A 20405-nucleotide genomic window follows, 5' to 3' on the forward strand; every position below is an offset into this window, starting at 1 on the left:
TCTACGTTATCTCCTAGCTTGGTAATAAACTCCTGATTCTCTACTAAATTTGTAACAAATGTGGTGCTATTTGCGATTTCACTAACAGAAAGATATACACTATGATTTTGACTATCAGTAATAATCAAAGATTCTTCATTGTTTTTATTAGGATTGTTACCAATAACAAAGCTCGTATTCTTTCTATCTAAAAAGCTAGTATCGCTCATTATTTGATTCCAAACATTATTTTGCCAAAAGTAAAAACCTTCCAATAATTGATCATTACCTTTATGATAAACTAATAATCCGTTTTCTATATTTCCAATTATAGGGCTCTGTGAATTTTGAGACTCTAATCTTACACGTGGAATTAAAATTCCCTTATCAGTTGATACAATATCCAACTGAGCCGCATTTGATGGAGTTTTAGTTCCAACTCCAATTTGTGCTAAAGCTGTACCACTTATCATAAGTGCTACAAGAGGTAATACTTTTTTAATCATTGTTTGTTATTTTTCTAATTTTCAGACAAAACTAATTCAATTATACACATCTCAAACATATCAGCATATTTTTACTAAATTATTATTTTTAATGTTAAAAATATAAACTAAATAACTTAAAAATAAATAATTAAAACAAAAAACATAATGAGAAAAAGAACAAAAAAAACCTCAAATTGAACTTTTTTTTTAAAAAAAAAGACTTTAATATGCGATTTTTAACAGCTTTTTATTTTCAGAATACTCAATAAGTAATGTGTATTATTCAGACAGTTTTTAATTTTTATTAAATACGTTTTTTTTAATATTTTAATCTAAATTAGTCTTGTAAATTCATTCAAAAAACATAGAAACAAAATCTATGCCAAACATGATAAAAATCAGTTTTTAAGAATAAATTAACCTTTAAAAACATAAATACTTATCTTTGAACTATGAAAGAATTAGAAAGACTTACGATCCTACTTTTAAGCAGCAAGTCGTTAAACTGGCTAAGGAAAAAACAAACAAATCAGAATTAGCTCGTGAACTTCGAAATCGAGCCACTTTGCTATATAAATGGTGTAAAGATACTCTAGAGTTTGGAGAGGGTAGTTTTCCAGACAATGGCAAACAAAAGCTTACTCCAGAACAAAAAAGAATAAAAAAGTTAAAAAAGAAGCTAGCTACTGTTGAATTAGAGCATGAAATATTAAAAAAAGTAATAGCCCTTTTCTTAAAGCCCGGCAAATGATTTACCTGTTCAAATTTAATCATGAACATGAATTTCCGATTGGGATTATGTGTAAAGTTTTAGAGGTAAGTAAAAGCAGTTATTATCATTGGAAACGCTCTCCTTTTAATAAAAGCAGACAAGCTAAAGCAGATCCAAAACGCATTATTACAGAAGTTTACTTCGAGTTTAAACAGCGTTATGCTAATCCTCAACTTACAATAAAAATAACGATATAGGATTACCAAAGATTCTGAACACAATTATTTAGTGGTTGACAATATTATAAATAGAGAGTTTACACAAACTAAACCAGAGAAAGCTTGGGTATCCGATATTACTTATATTGCCGTTAAAGAAGGGTTATATAAACAATAATAGATTTATTAGATAGTAAAGCTCCAGTAAAGATATGTCAGCGGAAAACACCCCCCTAGTAACCTTTAAAATGGCCAAAAAGAACAGATCTTTTAAAGACGAATTAATTTTCCATGCTGCCCAAAGTGTACAATATGCAAAATACAAATTTGCAAACTATTTAGAGTCCTTCAATGTTGTCAGAAGCATGAGTAGAGTTTCGAAGCACATCACGAATACTAAAATAGATAATAACCAATTAGTAAAGGCTAATTGTTGGGATAATGTCATAGAGAGAAGCTTCTTTAAATATCTAAAAATGAAAATGTTTTATGAAAATTTACGACTAAATACAAAGCAAATGGAATCTAAAATCTTTGACCCGAACGAAATGACCTTACCTATGCAATATATCGAGATGTGACATAATAAAAAGGCGTAGACACTCTTACTTAAGCCATCAAACAATCGATGAGTTTAATCAAATAATAATTATAAATAAAGTTGCTTAACTAATTGTAAGCATTTCATTATGATATCCATTTTTATATATTAGATCCAAAAAGAATAAATGTATTAATAAAACCAAAAAAACACTTCTATATATAGAGTGTTTTTTCTAAATACTATTTCTGTTAGTTGGCCAATAAAATTTCCCAAATAAGAATTAAATAAACCAATGCTTATTAATATTCAACTACTGTACATTTTTTAATACTGTTTACCACTTAGTGTTTTTTTATTCCTTTATTTACTATTATACTAGGATAAGAATCTATACCTGTACTTCTATTAGCAAAATTCAAAGTAACAGCAGATGTTCTAGATCTATAATCCTCAATACTAATATCTACTCCTGATATAGGTTTTAGGTTTTTAATATCATAATAAAATGTATATGGATCATTACCCTGAAATTCTGCTTCTGGAGTGAAAGTTACTTCCCCTGTATTCTCATCATATATAAATGTTCCCACTCCTGGTTCATTCAAAATATAATTATCAGGTGTTAATACAATTTTTTTAGAAACTGGGTCATATCTCTTAAACCTAAATGTCTTCTTGTCTAAGTACAAAAAAGACTTTATAGGAGGGTTCAGCACAGAATACACATTACTATTATATCCATAAGCTGAGTACAATGGTTTAATAATATAAGGCACATCTACTAAAACTCCTTGAATAGAGATATCATTAGTTAAAGGTGAGTAAGGTAAACTCAATGAAATATTACGAATATGTGCACGAATCCATTCACCACCAGTAGAGCCTGTAAATGCCATTTTTAATTTAGTAGGTACATTAATAATCAGAGGTTTTAATGTTGAAGTTAATGAACCTCCAGAAATAAGTTCTTTATAATATATAATACCTGTTTTAGGTATAAAATAATTTTTAATAACTGATGATTTATATGTTCCATGCAACATGTCAACTGAAATAAAAAAACCATCAATACTATTATTAAAATCATCCTTTCCTTTTACTAATGAAATTATCACTTTTCTATATGCTGGATCGTCAAGTCCAACATTCAGTTTTCCTCCTTTTATTTCAAAACGCTGACCTTCAAAACCTTTTTGTTTCTTTAATGGCAGACCATTTAATGTATTTAAATAGTAATTACTGTTTGTTTTTGTGTTAATAGCAAATAAAACAGGATATCCTTCATTATTATCTTGTCCTGCAGGCCCCCTTAATACAACATAGTTCCCTAAAGGCCTTCCACTAGATTCATCTCTAGGATCCATAATACCATTACGAGTTTCTTCATTATAAGACATTATATTTTTATAATTACCATATAAATCTAATCCCAATCCAAGAAAGCCTCCAAGAAAGCCTTTTAAATCACCATTTGATCTTCTTTTAGAATATGCATAGCCTAATCCTCCACCACTAACCCCCATAGCAGGAATAGGGATAGTTGAATCAAATAAAACCATTGCAATCCCATCCCCAGGAGTACTAGTTCCTAAGTCTAACCCAAACTCAAACTCTAAAATAAATCCTTTATCTGTACTAAAGCTAAAGTCATTTAGAGCTACTGAAGACTGTTGACCAAAACCATCCAATAACTTGATACCATCCTGATTAAAAGTAATCAAATTTGGTGTAGAATACCCACTTGTCTTTGCTTCTATTTTTAGAAATCCTTCTTCACTCTCTCCTGTATTAAAATAAGGAAACTGATTTTGTCCAACACACAAATGATTAAATAATAGTACTAATAAACAGCAAAACATTTTATCATAATTAAACAATCCTTTATTTCTCATAACTATATACTATTACCGTTTACCATTAATACATCATTACATTTTTTTCCAAAAGTCAATCTGATAATACCTTTATTTGATCTAAACTGATCACTTCCAAGATTAAAATTATTTAAAAGTTGATTATCTTTATTTCTAATTGAAAAATAAACTTGATCATACACAGGCATTGTACCCCCTTTATTTGGAGTAAAAATAATTTTTGCCGTTACTGGGTTATACTCATAAACTCCATACTGAGTTACAGCTGTATAAGGTTGAGGTGTATCTTGATATAATCCTCCAATAATGACACTAAACTGAAAACTATATGGATCTATATAGCTTCTATCTCCATATTCACGTAAATCTCCTTGGCCTTTATATATATTATCATTAAAACCAACACTATGCTCAAGCACATCAATCTCAGTAGGAATATCTTCACATACTTCTGTCATAAAAACACTTTCAACAATTGGAGAAAACGGCATATATAAACTTAAATTTCTCACTATTTGTTTTTGACTATAATATCCTATTGAACCTATAAACCCTAATTTGAATGTAGCAGGAGCCTTTAATATTAAATCTTTAACTTCGTTGCTAGACTCTGACAATGCAGTAACTTCTGAATACTTAATAATTTCATTATCTGGTAAGAAAAAATCCTTAATAATACAGTCTTTTTTAAAACCATGTATCATATCAATTGTCATATAAAAACCTTTCTTATTATTCTTTATTCCAGGGATCACATAAATAAATATTCTACGATATGAAGCATCTCCATAACTAGCACTAATATCATTCTCATTACTACTTGTATTTTCTCTTAAAGAAAATGAAAAAGATTCATCTTGGGGAGCATCAGGTTTTATATCATACAGACCAGTTTCAAAATTTAACATTGTCCTGGACTCGAAGTTAGTAGTACTCTGCGAAATTAAAACAGGATAACCAGTAAATAGATTACCTTGGCCTCTAATAGTAATATGATTCTTTGATTCTCCTTGTTTATATAGATTTCCAGGATCCCCAATTAATGTACTATTTCCACTACCATTTCGAATACCATTTCTATATTCATAGCTCTCACTGCGTCTAAACTTAAAACTTCCCCATAAGTCAATACCTACGGCTAAGAAACCTTTACTTAATCCAATAGATGAACTTGAACCTAGTTTGTATGCATATCCTAAGCCTGATCCATCAGATCCAATCTTTGGTTCTGTAACACTCCCATCAAATAAGACTAAAGCTAAACCATCAGCAAAATACGGAGCAGATCCTCCTGTCATTAAATAATCAAATTCAATAATAAAACCTCTATCTACAGTAAATGCTAAATCATTCAGATAAAACCCTCTTGTCATTCCAATTTGATTATTACTACTAGGAGTAAGTGTAGCACCGTTCACACCAAACTCAACTAAAGAAGAAGAAGAAAATTGATCAAACTCATCTTTTTTTGTTAATGTACTCTGATAAGGAAATTGTGCTAAAGCCACAACATTACCAATAAGAAATGAAGTTACATTAAATACATAAATAACATATTTTCTCATTCCTTAATTTTTTACTACAATAATATTTAAATACGAAGCTGCTGTTAATTTCCCTACATCAGCTTTAAACTTAAGCAAATGGGTATAAATCGGCCCACTTGTATTTTTCGTTATAGTTGGTTCGGTCGCAAAAGCAATATCATCAAATCCAGTAATCACAAAAGTAACTTCATTAGGGCCCCATAACTCAGCCTTTCCATTAAGTTGTCTACTATATTCAGCATAAAGATCAATTGTTTGATTATCATACAAATACATCTTAATAGGAAATGGTGGCATATAAACCCATTGTCCTTTTTGAAAACTAAATATCTCATCCCATTTACTTCCATTCCATATTTTTAATCCTTCATCAATATTATTACCTCCAACATGGTAAATTTGAAGCCCTTTATGCTTCGCTTTATTTGCTTCATTCTCAACATTTACTAAAGGAGATAACTTAGTTAAATCTGTCAGTGTGACCCTAGGCATCAAGAACCCCTTTGTAGCAGAAGCTTCACCTTCCTTCTCTTTTAAATCTAATAATGCTCCTTCAGCAGGGAATCCAAGAGAACCAATAACTACCTGTCCATAAGTAAATCCAATATTAGCCCCTAATAACATTAATGCGATAATTAATAACTTTTTCATTTCTTTTCTTTTAACAATTTTCTATATTTACACGTATTAGATTTCTGTAAATTTTAAATTCCAATCTTATATGCGGAATTAAAATTCCTTTATCAATTGATACTATATTTAATTGAACCACATTTAATAGAGTCTTAGTTCCTACCAAAATTTGGGCTAAAGCCGTACCAATTATAATAAATGCCACAAAAGACAATAGTTTTTTAAATTACTGCACAAAATTAAACCAATTAATTATATCTTAAAAACATATTAATACTTTTATCAAATCACAAATATTAACAAGAAATAAGCGAAAAATAAAAATAAAAAAAGATAATATTTCAAAAAAAACACAATGAAAGGAAAATTATAAAAAACCTCAAATCGAGCCTAAAAGAAATAAAAAAAACTTTAATATGCGATTTTAAATAGCCTTTTATTTTCAGAATACTCAATAAATAATGTGTGTTATTCAGACAGTTTTTAATTTTTATTGAATAAGTCTTTTCAATATATTAATCTAAATAAGTCTTGTGAAACTCATTAAAAAACACAACAACATCTAAAACGAAGATAGTAAAAATCAATTCTTTAAGAGTAGATTAACTTTTGAACACAGAAACAATACATACAAAATTTCATAATACTGTTTTTAGTAGTGTATAATTTCATTTACTAAATTAGGTGCATCCATTTTATACTTAGACAGTTCTTTTTTTTAAGTCATTAATTATAATATCTTTTTTCAGCAAACGATAGATCTTGATTACTGAGTTCATTTAAAATTTTTGATTTAATATCCTCTTCATCTTGTTTAAATGCGCTCTTATAATAAAATTAATCAAGATATTCTGCAAAATCAAGTAATCCCTCTCTTAACTCAAATACCTTATTTATCGTACAATTTCAAAAAACATCTAAACCAAAACTAAATAAACATTATCTAAACGTAGTTTACTATTTGCTCTCTGAATATTATATACATATATCCTAGGGTAACTCCATTATTAGCAATAAACAGACCCAGTACCTATTTTGATTAAAAAATTTGATTGATTTTTGCACTGTAAACTACTTTATTTAAAACTAAAAATCAAGCATTTAAATTATTAAAGTTATCCTCAAAATAATTACTCAATAGTTTTGCTCGTTCAGTATCAAAATTAGAAATATAACGGTTAAACATTTGTTCTGTAGCATGCCCTGTTGCATCCATCAATAATGCAGTTGGTATCTTACCATAAAAATTAGACGCAAAACTTCTCCTACCAATATGGCTAGTAATTGCATCACATTTATCAATTGTGACTAACTTAGGTCTAAATCCAAAACGTTTTCTTATATATACGAAATCAGTAAATAACACTAAGCAAGAAACAGTTACAGTAACGAATGAAATATTTGCTAATGTGTTATTAGCATTTTGTAATCCTAAAGACAAGAAAACAAAGACTAAATAATGTTAGTACATTATTGTATATAAATAGGTCAATTTTTTTAAATGGTTAAACCCACTATACTTGGTAAGCTAATGTTTTATAATAAAATATACCGATTAGAATCGAGTCTTAACAAACAAATGCATCTGGAGAAAAAGTTCTTTTCAAAAAAACTCACTCAGCTTAAAAATCACAATAGAAAATATATTAGTAAATCCAGTTTTTATAAATACTACATAAACAATCGAACAGACAAGGATCATCTCTATTTTACCAGAGGGAAAATTGATCTTAAGGAAGGTTTAAGCAGCGTGGCATTTAAAGTTGATTTGGAGTTCTCAACCTATTATGATTTAAAAGTGGCAAAAATTTTAGCTGATAATATGTTCTATAGTTATCTAACAGATCAATTGGATTTTATACAACAGCAAGCTATTTATTCTGGTAAATCAAAAAAAGTAGCGTCCACCACTCTATATTGGTCGGAATCTCAAAATGCGCTTATAGAACTAATCTATGCTCTTTATGTAACTGGTTCTATCGGGCATGGTAAAACAGAAATCAGGAAAATATCTGTTATTTTTCAAGAATTGTTTCAAATTCCATTAGGAGATATTCATCACGCTTTTCACCGGATGAAAACAAGGGCTAAATCAAGGACTTGTTATTTAGATAAGTTGAAACAAGGGTTGGAAGAGTATATGGATAAGGCATAATCCCCCCCCCCTCTCTCAATATTTATATCATCCACTAAAATGCCATTTCGTAAATTTTTAATTATGTTTTACTTATCTATTGCAGTTAAATTATGTATTATCCTTCTCGGCTCCCCTATGAAAATGATAAAAGACATTTATTTTTCACTTTCTTTTATATTGATATAAAGAATTATTCTTGAATAAAAATGATACAACTAATTTAGTTTCTATCATGCTAAATGACATATTAAAGAACAATCGTTATAAATAAAAGCAAATTTCGCAATGAATTAATAATAAATATTTTACCAAACATTACTTAACTCGTCTGTTTAAATTTAACTAATCAAAATAAATTTCATTCATCTTAATTGCTCGCTGGTTTTAAAGTCAAACAAAGCTTTATGCTTACACCATTTTTGATAGAATAATTAATTATAATACTTTCAAAATTTGCTTATCAATATATTTAATATAAATTAGCATTATAAAATATCAATAAAATGTTAAAAATAAATATTGAACGTTTAAAATCACTGGATGATACTAATTATTTTAAGGACTTCCTTCTTCTATTAGAAAAAGAGAAAGAACAAGGACGAGATTATGTTATTATGAAAACTATTCCTAAAATACTCCACTATCAATTAATTCAAGAAAATTTTGTAATTAAAAGGAAAGAAATTAAGGTAAGAAAGTTTCTTTTTATTCAAAAAAATGTTTTAGTTTATATCATAAAACTACCTTATTAATATTAGTTTTTGTCAAAATCTATTTACGATCAACAAATTTTATTCTATAAAACAACTGTATATTTTAATCATAATAATTAATACTTACAAATAAATTCTATGTTATTAAAACCATCATCACTTTACATGATAGAAATGTGGCATTAATAAATTAAAAATTCATTCGTTAATATGTTTTTTTACACTTAACAAATACTTATTTACAATTATATTTTAGATCTTATGAATTATTATCGTAATCAGATGATCCATACACGTACAATAGAGAACAGATTGCTAATGTGCTTATGCGAAGTATAGGATTTAGGTTCAACCGAACGCTGAATATATATATATATATATATATTGTGGTAGATTTAGAAAGGAGTTTTAGGGGGTCTCCATGATTTTTATTCCCTAAGAGAAGGATGTCTTTGGTTTCCAAAATATTCTTTTTGTAACCATTGGCTGTTATGTTAATCATTGCTCTACCCACTCTTACAGGGGCAGAAAAAAAAAGTTTTATTAAAGGGTCTTAGAATAGGATAGAAAAAATTGATTATTTTATAAATTCCTTTTATGTTTTTAGCAGATAAGTAATGTTGTTTCTATTTGGGGATTTACAATACACTCTTACAAAACGTATTCGTTTATCACTTCTGTAACTCCTACTATAATTACTGTCAAAATTCAAAGTTTTAAATTAAAACTATTCCCAATACGCTATTGCCATCATGAGTATGTGTGTATTTGGTTATTTCTCCTCCCAACTTTTCCATATAGGCTTGGCACTCCTTTACTTCATATTTTGCAAGGTGTTTGTGTTTATATCTTCATCTGTTTCTTCATTTCTTCTTAGAGTTCAGAAATTTTAGAATGTTTTCGATCATCATTTCTATTGTTTCAGTTATATTTATTGTAAACTTCATGTTTATTTAGCCGATAGTTTTCCTGTTTCTTCTAGAAAGTCTTTCACATCGATCTGTTGAATCATTCTGTCACGGATAATATAAATATGTTTTTCAAAAGTCCCTCCATTTTGTTCAATGACATTTTTAAAATCATCAATGTATTTTTGCTTAAATTTGCTATTCATCGAATTGAACAATATCACTTTTTTGCCTGTAAAGTCGTTGTTTTTAGCGAATTCAAAAACCTGTGGTGTAGGGCTATACAACCAAATGGGCGAACCGATATAAATCGTATCATATTGCAATAAATCAATTTTGGACGGACTGATTTCGGCTGTTGTTTTTCTGGCATCCGTTACCGCTTCGATCATACCTTTCAAACCGATATTATCTCTTTTGGACTGAATGGGAATAAGGTATGCCTGTTTGATTTTGGCAATCTTCGTTGCCATCAATTCAGTATTTCCCGATCTTGAAAAGAAGACAACTAAGGTCTTGCTCGAAGCATTGTCCACTTGTAATTCTTTCACTATCTTTCGGTTACGATTTAATTGATAGTAATCAACACTAACATTTACTATAAGGATCCATATTAAGCTCAACAGAACCAAACCTATCGTAATCCAAATCATCTTTTTGTAATTGATTTTATTTTTTACCATTTCTATCTGCATAAATTACTTTTTAATATTCAACAATAGAATGTCCTTGGTTTCCAGAATATTCTTTTCGTATCCATTGGCTGTTACATTAATCATTGCTTTGCCCACTTCTTGCAGGGTCAAAAAGAAAGTTTTGCTGAATATTCGCAATAAAGGATATAAAACATCAATTATCTTGTAAAACCCTTTCACATTTTTTGCATCTTTGGTTGGTCGCATAAAGGCAGGTCTGAAATTGAAAACTGCTTTGAACGGAAGTTTCATCAGGTCATTTTCTGTCATTCCTTTTATTCTTGCCCACATCGTGCGACCTCGTTCGGTACTATCCGTTCCACCTCCCGATACATAGCAAAATGTCATTTTTGGGTTTATATCCGCCAAAACAGTTGCAAAATTTATAGTGAGGGCATAAGTGAATTTTCTGTACTCTTCCTCTGTTACGCCTACAGAAGATATTCCTGCACAAAAATAGCAGGCGTCATAACCTTTTAGCTTTTCGCCAATCGGTGAAATGTCATTGAAATCACTGTGCAATATTTCTTCAACTTTATCACCCGCATATCCACTCGGTTTACGGTTAATAAGTAGGATATTTGTTACTGTCGGACTTGCAATACATTCCTGCAAAACGCCCTCGCCTACCATTCCTGTAGCTCCTGTGATGATTACTTTCATACATTCAATGTTTTTACTTGATTATTTTATCCACCAATTGATCCATATAAGCTTGGCGTCCCATTTCTTCATATTTTGCAAAATGTTTGTTGACATCTTCACCTGCGATGTAACGAAGTTGATTTTTACCATCGGTAGCCGCCTCATACACGATTTCGGCAATCATTTCAGACGTAGAGAAATAGCTTCCGAAATCGAAGTGTGCCATTGATTTTTCAAATCCTTCTTTGTACTCCTCAGTTATCGCCCATATTGCGTTTTCGCCAAACTGGGATTTGATGATGCCTGGAGCAACGGTTTTTATTCCGATGTTAAACACCCCAAGTTCCGGCACCATTCCTTCTGTCCAGCCTTCAATAGCCACCTTTGAGGCATTGTATATCGTATTGAATGGAACAGGCATCAATCCAGCCATCGAAGTAGTTGAAATAAACAAACCTTGCTTTCTCTCCTTAAAATGAGGAATGAATGCTTTAGTAACACGTATCGTACCCAGCATATTAGTGTCGAATAATCTTACGATCTCTGCATCCGTCAGGTTTTCGAGCGGACCTCCTAGACCATAACCCGCATTATTGAATACCACATCTACCGTTCCTAGCTCCAATGATTTTGCAACCATTTCTTCAATCTGTGAAGGATTGGTTACGTCCAATGGAAGAACAGTAATATTTTCTAGCTTTGCCAAATCTGCCCCTTTGACCGCATCACGCATCGTTGCGATGACTTTCCAGCCCTTTGATTGAAATAATACTGCCGTAGCCTTTCCTAATCCTGTTGATGCTCCTGTAATAAATATTGTTTTCATTGTAAATCTTATATTTTAAATAATTTTAGCCAAATAAGATTTATAGTTTTCTAAATCTTCTTTAGGCGAGCCATTCTTCACCACATCAAAGCTGTTAAAACCTTGCAGTATATCTGCTCCACAGAAAGCGTAGTTGCTGGTGATATTCAGCAATAGGTCATCTGTGGTTTTTCCTTTCATAAGGTTCTGACTGCTATCTCCAAAAGCTTCTTCTGGGGCATTCCACGTTGCCGAAACCATAAATCTTTTGCCCTGCAATTTCCCGCCTGAACCGTATTGCTTTGTTGCATCCTGCCTGCTGCGTCCGTCTCCTTCGAGAAATTCACCTTTGGCGTGTCCTGTTTCAAAAAGTTCATCGGTATATTTCTTGTAAATCCAAGGAGCTCCGAACCAATTTATTGGTGTTTGAAGGATGATAATGTCTGCCTGTAAGTGTTTGGCAACTTCTTCTTCGGAATTGTAACTGTCTTCTACTTTGGTTTCCAATACTTCGTAGCCTCTAGACAGAAAAAAATCTTTTGCTACATTTTGCAAAGAAGCATTTAACCTACCCTCAGATCTATTCGGGTAGATTAAATGCGTATTTATTAATAAAACTGTTTTAATTTTATACATTTTCACTATTTCAATTAATAAAAAGCAGGTTTATCTCCGTAAATCCCTGGTTTGTTTACACCAACGCTAGCTTTTACGTCTTTTTCGGGATGCAGGATTACATCAGCGATATAAGCACCGACTGCTTTTCTTGCTACTTCTGTACCAACAAAAGCTTCACCTTTTTGTGTAGTTTCAAAATCCGTTTCGTCCTTATCGGTCAACCAAGACGGACGTACAACGGTATAATCTAATCCTGATTTTTCTACATTGCGAGTTGCTTTACCGTAACGTACCAATTCCGAACCAATCATCATATTGTTCCATTCTCCGAATTTCCCAGCTACCTCATCATACACACCAAGACAAGTAACGAAAATCAGACGTTTTACGCCCTGCTGTATCATTGTTTCAGCGATTGCTGTCGCCATTTTATCTACATCTCCTGCAAGGTTGGCATATACGATATCTTGACCTTTGATAGCATTGGTCAAATCTTCCGTGTTCAAAACATCTCCGCTGATAATGTTTGCTCCTGAACCTACCTGAGGCAATTTCTGTGTATCTCTTGCGAATAATGTTAATTCTATATCTTTATTTTCTTGCAAAAAGTTGATGGCGTGTTGTGCAATTGCACCGCCTGCTCCTAATACTAAAATTTTTGTACTCATTTTATTTTTAATTATTGATAAAAAACCAATGACTTTAACCATTGATAAAGTCATTGGCATTATTTGTTGTTACTGATTAAAGGTTCTCTTGATAGAACGGAATCAATTTATCCAATGCGATTTTCACCGGTTCCGGTTTGTCGTAAAGGTCATAGTGTGACCATCCTTCAACCACCACCAATTCTTTCTTTTGAGAAGCTGCACGGCGAATGATTTCGAAACCGTCTCTGTATGCTCCGAAAGCTCCTGGTTTATTACCTACTACAACCATCAATGGCTGCGTTAACAATTTTTCAACCAAATTATAAGCGTCCCACGTCATTGCTGCTGCATTATGCGAAAACAAGGTTTTGTTTACACCATTTGGTTTTTCACCACGAGCCGTACGGTAGTATTCTGTCGCTTCCAAAAGGTCGATATCCGCACCTGCTTCTTTAGCCATTTCATAGGTTGGGTATAATCCCTGGTCAACTCTTAACGCTTCACCTCTTGCCTCAGCAGTTCTTTGTGCTGCAATGGCTTCAAGGTTGGCTATTGGATCACCAAACTCACGCATTACACGTCCATAATTAGCCCCTGTAAGTGTAGCTACTGCTTTAATACGGCGTTCTTTCATTGTTGCACTGACCACATATCCGCCTGCGCCGCACATTCCTAATGCACCGATACGGTTTTCGTCGACGAAAGGTAGTGTTACCAGATAATCAATGGCGTAGCTGTAATCTTCTACACGGAAAGATGGATCTTCCAAATATCTTAGATCACCGCCACTTTCACCTTGGAAAGAAGCATCCGGAACCAATACTACAAATCCTGCATCGGCAAATGCCTTCCCGTAAACATTTCCTGAAGTCTGTTCTTTGCAGCTCCCGATTGGGTGCGTACTGATGATAACAGGATATTTTTTGTTTTCGTCAAAATTTGGTGGGAAAAGCAAATCTGCTGCTATATCCCAATAAAGTGCTTTGAATTTTACTGATTGTTTCATTTTCTTAAGATTTTAAATTAATATCTATTGTAAAGGCATACATCAACTTTATGTTTAAACTATTTCAATTTGTTGTTGAAAAACGATACTAACTGACCAATAGCTTCATTCACTTCTTTTTCGCCATCGTACAAAACCATATGATTGGCTCCATCAACGACATATTTGGTTTTGTTAGTAGAAGCTGCACGGTTGATCAGGTCTTCACTCATCAACACACTGCCTGCATTGTTACCAACTATCACCAATAAAGGTTGTGTAAAGAATGTTTCCGTTTTATTGTAAGCATCGTAAGTGATGATTTGCGTAAAACTTCTCAATGTTGTCCATCCTGGAGTTGTCGGGTAATGGCAACGGTTGGTGTGATAATATTCTCAAGCTTTTCTCAATTCTTCGTTAGGTCATCTTCCTCTTTCATCGGAGCCAATGCCATCGTTTGGTTTCGCCTTTTGCCTCTGCTGTTCTTGCATTAGCACCTGCCAACAAGTAAGGCATCGCATCTACATCTTTTATGTTGTTTCCCAGCCATTAAGGAACATCTGACCAATATTTACGGCACAAACCGTCCCTACGGCTTTGATACGGTGGTCATTGATGACTGCATTTGCGATATGACCTGCACCAGTACAAATTTCCATAGCACCGATATTTTCCTGATCAACATAAGGTAATATCGTTAGAGAATCTATTACGGCACTTATGTTCTCTGTACAGATTTATGGGTTCTCCAACTGACGTGGCTCCCCAATACGTTCACCTTGGTAAAAAGCATCATAGGCAATGGTTACAAAACCTTGTTCTGCCAGCTTTCTAGCATACAGACCGGATGCCTGCTCCTTAACACCTCCACCAGGATTTGATACAACCACTATTGGGTGTTTTTGATTTTTATTAAATCCTACAGTGAAATTAATAACGGCTGACATTGTGATGTTTCTGTTGTTATTGTTTTTTAAACTGATTTTTTTTGCTGTATCATACCCCCTTATTTTCTTTTTTCTAATTTTATATTGCAAAGATAAACAGACATTTACGCTACTTTTGAAAACAAAACACTTAAAAAAACGAAACATTTTACTGAATGGAGGATATTGGTTCCTCTTTGGTGGGTGCTAGCATAAATTCATTCGACCAATAATCAGCTACTGGAAATATTTGTAAATTTACCTTTTTCAAAATCATAAAAAATGAATATTCAGATACAACTTGTCAATAGGTTATGGGAAGTAATTTTAAACGGAACTTGGATTTCAAATACAAATTTTGAGGACCAATTAAATCATCTGGACTGACGGGCAGCAAATGCCCGATTTCAGGATTAAAACTCGATTTCGATACTTGCACAGCACATTCATTATTATATTAATGAAATTAAGAATATTTTTCTTGGGGGAAATCTGGAAACTAAAGATAAGTTCAGCTTTGATTTTCCACTGATAACTTCACAGGACCAGTGGAAAAGTTTTTTGAATAAATTTTGGAACGATGCTGAGGAGTTTACTCAATTGATCGAAAAAATAACCGAAGAAAAACTGTAAGAAAGTTTTGTAGATGAAAAATACGGAACATATTTAAGAAATATTGACGGAATGATAGGACATAATTATTATCATTTAGGACAGATTGTTTTAATCCTGATAATATTTAAAAATCAGGGCTAATAATTTTGTATTCTTATTTAGATTTTATACCACTAAAAGAACAAAATCGACCAATTAAAAAAAGTGAAGAAATAAAATGAAATACGAAATAGACAATATCAGGCAAGATGAATATGCTGAAGTAATACAGGTTTGGGAGGCTCATGTTAAGACAATAGATCATTTTCTGCGAGAGGACGATATAGAACACTTTTAACCGCTTATTTTGGGTCACTACTTAAATGAAGTAGACTTGAAATGTATAAGAAACGAGGCAGATAAAATAATTGGATTTCTTGGTGTGGCGGAACAAAATTTAGAAATGCTATTCATTCATCCCTCTTATAAAGAGAAACAGATGGATAAAATATTATTAAATTTTTCAATTGAAAAAATAAATGTTAAAAAAGTAGATGTGAATGAACAAAACAAACAAGCAATAGGTTTTTATAAAAAACACGGATTTGAAACAAAAAGCCGTTCGGAATCAGATTCATCAGAAAAACCTCATCCAACTTTACATATGGAATTGAGACAACCTTAATAAATTTTCAAAGAATAACTTTAATAACCCTATCAATTTAAATTAACACTCCCCAAAAATGAAACATTTCACTGATTTCTAAAAATCTTGGGCGAAATGCCTGTTTTTTGGCGAAAGAAGCGTGTAAAATAGGTGGGATATTCAAAGCCCAGACTATACGCAATTTCATTAATGGTCAACTTGGTCTGGCGAAGCTTTTCTTTGGCAACCTGAATAATGTATTGATGAATGTGTTCCAGAGGAGATTTACCTGTAAAATGCTTAATCACATCTCCAAAATAATTAACCGAAAGATGGCTCATTGCTGCAAAATGGGCGACAGTTGGCATAAACGGTTCATTCCTTTCAGCAACATAGAAGTCATCAAGCTGCTTGTAAAAATCGGCAACGACTTGATTGTAAATCTTGCTTCTTGACTGAAACTGTCTTTCGTAAAATATCTGGGTATAAGAAAAGATTAACGTGGTATAAGAACCCAGTACATCTTCGGAAAAATCAGCCTGACTGTATTCATCGTGAGCCTTTATAAAAAGGTCAAGCAGTATCCGGCTTTCTCTTTCCGTCAAATAAAGAGCTTCGTGCCTGTTGTATCTTGTAAAGGTGTAATCTTTAGCATATTTCTTCAACAGTTTCTCGCTGACAAAAATACCATAGCCCAGAAAAGAACCTGCAAGATCCCATTCCATAAGGTTCCCGGGTCTGTCCAAAAACAGGTACGATGATGACATCTCTTCAATAGGCGGTTGCACATCAATATTGTTTTTTATAGCAATCAGGTAAAAATCAAGCTCAACAGGTTCTGATTTCAACCTGATGTCTTTGTGATCGTCATAGTGAATTACCTGTATATTATCATTTGTTGAGCCTTTGACATTGATATACTTTAAAAAAGCGGATATATTGTATGGTTTAGACATTTTTACGATTAACTGTTAATCTTGCAAATTTAGAAAAAACAAACACGTAATAATGAAACATACAACTGTAAAAACGAAACATTTAACGGATTGGGATAAAGAAATATTTTTTAGTTACTCAACCCATATTCACAAAAAACGTCCATAAAAAATCCTGTAAAGTTTATTTTTTAAATTTGCAATGTGAAATTTGATTTGATAGATCCAGCAAAAAAAAAACATTTAAATAGATAAAAAATGAAGAAAATCCTTTTTATCATTACGTTGGCTGCGTTTACAACGCCCTGTAATTCCAACACAAATAAAACATCTTCTGACGTTTCGGCAACAGATACAGTTGAACAAAAACCGATACAACACCAGTAGTAGTAGTAGTAGTAGTAGTAGTAGTAGTAGTAGTAGTAGTAGTAGTAGTAGTAGTAGTAGTAGTAGTAGTAGTAGTAGACCTTTACGGAAAAGAGTGGAATCTGATTGAACTCAACGGAACTCCTGTGGAATTGGACACCACTTTTCCCCAATATCCAAACCTTATTTTTGAAAAGGGAAACCGTGTTTCCGGAAATATGGGATACAACGGTTTTGATTGTAATGAGGAGTTAAAGAACACCGATGGCATAACGTTTTCGCATATTACAGCTAAGCAAATGACCTGTCCTAACATGAAAGTGGAACAAGGTTTCTTGATGTAATGAACAACGCAAAAAGTTTCACTACAGAAAACAATACGTTGTCCCTAAAAAATGAAAAGGGAGAAATCACAGCAAAGTTTACAACTGGACAATAAAGACATTCACCAAAGTAATGCATAAAAAAAGCTGATTTTATCTTGCAGGAATTGCATTTAATTTCCTGTTTCATTTTATCCTTCCTTGGTAGATTTGTTATTACAATTCCGTAGGAATATACCATATGCTATTTCAAAAATAGAATACAAATAAAATCAAAAATATGAAAGGGAAATCAAAAACAATTTAAAACAATATTTAGACGTAGCTTTTTGGCAGCTTCACTTTATTTAAATAATAGTCTAATCAATGAATTTAATTTTCAAAATAATCAAGAAAAAGATGATTTAACAAAAATTGAAGCAAATATAAAATCAATAACAAAAGCTAATTTATACCGAACTTCATTAATTGCACTACCTCTTCTAAATTTTACTAATAAAACAAGTAAATTCGAGTAGATTTATTGTGATAACAGTACAAGACGAATCAATTCCTTACAAGATTATATCTATAAAAGCATTGCTTTAGTAAGATTAATTCACTAAAATATGATTTCCATGCAGGAACCATCTGGGGTTATTCTACTAAATTATAGCTTTTATAGTATCCTAAATTCGTATTCATTTTACTATTACCAGACTTATTATTTAATACAATAAATTAAAGAATAAATAAAGGGAAAAATAAATACAATTCATAGGTAGAAACCAAGGGAAATTAATGCTAGCATAAGAAAAAACAGGCAATAGAAATCTTCACGTTATTGCCTGTTTTTTTGTTATCTAATACTCCTTAGAACGTTATACTAAATTCTTCTTTTAGTAGTTGTGCTTTTTTCATCGCAGTAATCTCATCATATTTTACTTCAGCAGAGCCTATATATTTTAATTAAATATTATCACAATCGTGAAAAACAATATATAAATCTAAAAACATATTTTTAGACTTAAACCTATCTTCTCCTTTTATCTTTATAAGATATTTATACTACTTTCAATAAAGTTTCATAGTAATTACAAAATGACCATATTCAATTTTATGATTACTATCAGTAATAGTACACACAAACAAATAACTATCCTTAGATACTTGGCGGTAATGTACTAGCGAGCTTAATTCGCTATAGACTGGAGTAGCTGTATTTAGAAATGTTTCTAAATTATCTAAAACTAATTTTTTACTTTGTACATCCTCTCCTTGGAGCTTAAAGAATTTCTCAATTCCTTCTAACAATCGATCCATGATAAAAACACCTGGCACAATAGGATAATTATCAAAATGTCCTTTGCATTGTTCGATTGTAAAAGAAGGGATTTGAATTTTAAAATAAAATGGCTCGATTAAATTCACCAGTACGTCCTCCTTTATTGGAGAACTTTCTGCAGGAATTTTTTCTGTATAAAAACTGCTGAAAACATCATTAAAAGCATTTTCATCAAAAATAACATATTCTAGTTCAGAAGTATAAAACAATTGATTTTGATTATTCAAAACATCTACTAAAACTTTTCCTTTACGCTTTGAAAATGAAAAAGGCTTAGCACAATACTTTAATCCATCCTCTACAATAGTACTATTGATTTTTCTTATTCTAATTTTTTCAGCTAAGAAAAATGTTTTAGAAGAAATATCCATGGCTGTCAATAAAGAGATACTTCCCAATGATGCAACTATTTGCCCTATCTCTTTGAATCCTCTCAATTGACTATCTGAGCTATTTGTAGTACTATACTCTACTGTAGATGCATTCCTTACCAAATTATCCATTGGAAATAAATAAGGGTAATTCTCCCCGATGTAGTTATATAAATGTTTCATATTACAACTAATTTTGTTTAATAATATACGTACAATCTATATTTGAATTTTCGTCATAAAAAGATTGAGGTACTTGTATTTCTATATCACTTAATTGAAGATAATCTTTGATTCCATCTAAAAAAGCGATTAAAGTTGGAAAGGTTAAATATTGATCAATTTTATATTGTTTAGCAGCTCTGTGATAACGATCAACACCTTTCAAATTAATCACAGCATAATCTGAAGTATATTCTTGCACCTGAAACTTGAACTCCGGACTCGAGGTGTAAATAGCAGATATAGCGACTAAAACCATTGACCTGCAATCTCGATCCATAGTAGCATCTTTAATTAATGCTTGCTCTGCTTTTGCTTTACCAAGATTGTAAAATAGTTTATCAGAGTGCAAACGTATTTTATCTACTCCATACTGCTCTCCTATGGAATGTAATTGCAAAGCATAGAATTGAGAGGTAATATTGGATAAATTAATCGCTAAATCTGATACGGTTGCAGGAAGATATAAGTCAATTAATTTCTCTTTAATCTCTTGTGAAGGATATTGATCATCTCCTCTTAAAAGACGTAATTCTTCAAATAAACT

21 protein-coding genes and 2 pseudogenes are annotated in these 20405 nt (G+C 31.7%); 7 read left to right on the top strand and 16 right to left on the bottom strand.

Going from position 1 to position 20405, the window contains the following annotated elements; genetic code table 11:
- Positions 1–485 (bottom strand): annotated as a pseudogene (locus tag AWV75_RS17545) (hypothetical protein); the annotation flags it as partial.
- A 427-nt stretch (positions 486–912) separates the two neighbouring features.
- Here AWV75_RS17545 and AWV75_RS17550 point away from each other — a divergent pair.
- Together AWV75_RS17550 and AWV75_RS18785 are read left to right on the top strand one after the other, a co-directional pair.
- Positions 913–1218 carry a transposase gene (locus tag AWV75_RS17550; RefSeq protein ID WP_060875583.1) on the top strand — a complete coding sequence of 102 codons (306 nt, stop codon included), beginning with the start codon at positions 913–915 and terminating at the stop codon, positions 1216–1218.
- Positions 1215–1436: a hypothetical protein gene (locus tag AWV75_RS18785; protein WP_060875653.1), complete on the top strand. Its 222-nt coding sequence runs from the start codon at positions 1215–1217 to the stop codon at positions 1434–1436. Before AWV75_RS17550 ends, AWV75_RS18785 begins: the two co-directional genes overlap by 4 nt.
- A gap of 846 nt (positions 1437–2282) precedes the next feature.
- Here AWV75_RS18785 and AWV75_RS17560 read toward each other — a convergent pair.
- The 4 genes from AWV75_RS17560 to AWV75_RS17575 form a co-directional block, all read right to left on the bottom strand.
- Complete coding sequence (locus AWV75_RS17560) at positions 2283–3833, bottom strand: lectin-like domain-containing protein (protein WP_060875584.1); 1551 nt, start codon at positions 3831–3833, stop codon at positions 2283–2285.
- 2 nt (positions 3834–3835) lie between these two features.
- Positions 3836–5380 carry a hypothetical protein gene (locus AWV75_RS17565; RefSeq protein WP_060875585.1) on the bottom strand — a complete coding sequence of 515 codons (1545 nt, stop codon included), beginning with the start codon at positions 5378–5380 and terminating at the stop codon, positions 3836–3838.
- A gap of 3 nt (positions 5381–5383) precedes the next feature.
- Positions 5384–6013 carry a hypothetical protein gene (locus tag AWV75_RS17570; RefSeq protein WP_060875586.1) on the bottom strand — a complete coding sequence of 210 codons (630 nt, stop codon included), beginning with the start codon at positions 6011–6013 and terminating at the stop codon, positions 5384–5386.
- Between the two features lie 1075 nt (positions 6014–7088).
- The gene (locus AWV75_RS17575; RefSeq protein WP_060875587.1) at positions 7089–7436 is read right to left on the bottom strand and encodes a hypothetical protein; all 348 of its coding nucleotides are present in this window, start codon (positions 7434–7436) and stop codon (positions 7089–7091) included.
- Between the two features lie 90 nt (positions 7437–7526).
- Here AWV75_RS17575 and AWV75_RS17580 point away from each other — a divergent pair, with 90 nt between their 5' ends.
- Together AWV75_RS17580 and AWV75_RS17585 are read left to right on the top strand one after the other, a co-directional pair.
- Complete coding sequence (locus AWV75_RS17580) at positions 7527–8150, top strand: RteC domain-containing protein (RefSeq protein WP_231738190.1); 624 nt, start codon at positions 7527–7529, stop codon at positions 8148–8150.
- A gap of 485 nt (positions 8151–8635) precedes the next feature.
- On the top strand, positions 8636–8884 hold the full coding sequence (locus AWV75_RS17585) for a hypothetical protein (RefSeq protein WP_060875588.1): 249 nt from the start codon (positions 8636–8638) through the stop codon (positions 8882–8884).
- Positions 8885–9794: 910 nt separating this feature from the next.
- Here the strand turns inward: AWV75_RS17585 and AWV75_RS17590 are convergent.
- The 8 genes from AWV75_RS17590 to AWV75_RS18945 all read right to left on the bottom strand — a co-directional run bounded on the left by AWV75_RS17590 (position 9795) and on the right by AWV75_RS18945 (position 15188).
- Complete coding sequence (locus tag AWV75_RS17590) at positions 9795–10448, bottom strand: flavodoxin family protein (protein WP_082711115.1); 654 nt, start codon at positions 10446–10448, stop codon at positions 9795–9797.
- A gap of 3 nt (positions 10449–10451) precedes the next feature.
- On the bottom strand, positions 10452–11111 hold the full coding sequence (locus AWV75_RS17595; protein ID WP_060875590.1) for an NAD-dependent epimerase/dehydratase family protein: 660 nt from the start codon (positions 11109–11111) through the stop codon (positions 10452–10454).
- A 13-nt stretch (positions 11112–11124) separates the two neighbouring features.
- Entirely contained in the window at positions 11125–11919 is a 795-nt protein-coding gene (locus AWV75_RS17600) for an SDR family oxidoreductase (RefSeq protein ID WP_060875591.1), read from the bottom strand.
- A 15-nt stretch (positions 11920–11934) separates the two neighbouring features.
- Positions 11935–12534 carry an NAD(P)H-dependent oxidoreductase gene (locus AWV75_RS17605; protein ID WP_197429605.1) on the bottom strand — a complete coding sequence of 200 codons (600 nt, stop codon included), beginning with the start codon at positions 12532–12534 and terminating at the stop codon, positions 11935–11937.
- Positions 12535–12548: 14 nt separating this feature from the next.
- On the bottom strand, positions 12549–13184 hold the full coding sequence (locus AWV75_RS17610) for an NAD(P)H-binding protein (protein ID WP_060875598.1): 636 nt from the start codon (positions 13182–13184) through the stop codon (positions 12549–12551).
- A 76-nt stretch (positions 13185–13260) separates the two neighbouring features.
- Entirely contained in the window at positions 13261–14172 is a 912-nt protein-coding gene (locus AWV75_RS17615) for an alpha/beta hydrolase (protein ID WP_060875592.1), read from the bottom strand.
- Between the two features lie 59 nt (positions 14173–14231).
- Positions 14232–14492 (bottom strand): alpha/beta hydrolase, encoded by a 261-nt coding sequence (locus AWV75_RS18940; protein ID WP_060875593.1) that lies wholly within the window; start codon positions 14490–14492, stop codon positions 14232–14234.
- A 396-nt stretch (positions 14493–14888) separates the two neighbouring features.
- Positions 14889–15188, bottom strand: a complete 300-nt coding sequence (locus tag AWV75_RS18945) for an alpha/beta hydrolase (RefSeq protein WP_197429606.1) — start codon at positions 15186–15188, stop codon at positions 14889–14891.
- A gap of 877 nt (positions 15189–16065) precedes the next feature.
- Between AWV75_RS18945 and AWV75_RS17630 the strand changes: the two genes are divergently transcribed.
- Positions 16066–16356, top strand: coding sequence for a GNAT family N-acetyltransferase (locus AWV75_RS17630; protein ID WP_197429607.1), 291 nt, complete (start codon positions 16066–16068; stop codon positions 16354–16356).
- Between the two features lie 68 nt (positions 16357–16424).
- On the opposite strand, the gene AWV75_RS17635 is transcribed toward AWV75_RS17630, so the two are convergent.
- The gene (locus AWV75_RS17635) at positions 16425–17273 is read right to left on the bottom strand and encodes a helix-turn-helix domain-containing protein (RefSeq protein WP_060875594.1); all 849 of its coding nucleotides are present in this window, start codon (positions 17271–17273) and stop codon (positions 16425–16427) included.
- Positions 17274–17510: 237 nt separating this feature from the next.
- Between AWV75_RS17635 and AWV75_RS19260 the strand changes: the two genes are divergently transcribed.
- Both AWV75_RS19260 and AWV75_RS18585 read left to right on the top strand, forming a co-directional pair.
- On the top strand, positions 17511–17639 hold the full coding sequence (locus AWV75_RS19260; RefSeq protein WP_262492198.1) for a hypothetical protein: 129 nt from the start codon (positions 17511–17513) through the stop codon (positions 17637–17639).
- Between the two features lie 89 nt (positions 17640–17728).
- Positions 17729–17962, top strand: a pseudogene (locus AWV75_RS18585) (META domain-containing protein); the annotation flags it as partial.
- 1032 nt (positions 17963–18994) lie between these two features.
- Here AWV75_RS18585 and AWV75_RS17645 read toward each other — a convergent pair.
- Both AWV75_RS17645 and AWV75_RS18950 read right to left on the bottom strand, forming a co-directional pair.
- A complete protein-coding gene (locus AWV75_RS17645) occupies positions 18995–19819 on the bottom strand; it encodes a hypothetical protein (protein ID WP_060875596.1) in 825 nt (274 codons plus the stop codon).
- Positions 19820–19826: 7 nt separating this feature from the next.
- Positions 19827–20405: hypothetical protein (locus tag AWV75_RS18950; protein ID WP_060875556.1), on the bottom strand; the 579-nt coding region annotated here is incomplete at its 5' end.

Source organism: Myroides odoratus (assembly GCF_001549985.1).
Taxonomy (GTDB): Bacteria; Bacteroidota; Bacteroidia; order Flavobacteriales; family Flavobacteriaceae; genus Flavobacterium; species Flavobacterium odoratum_A.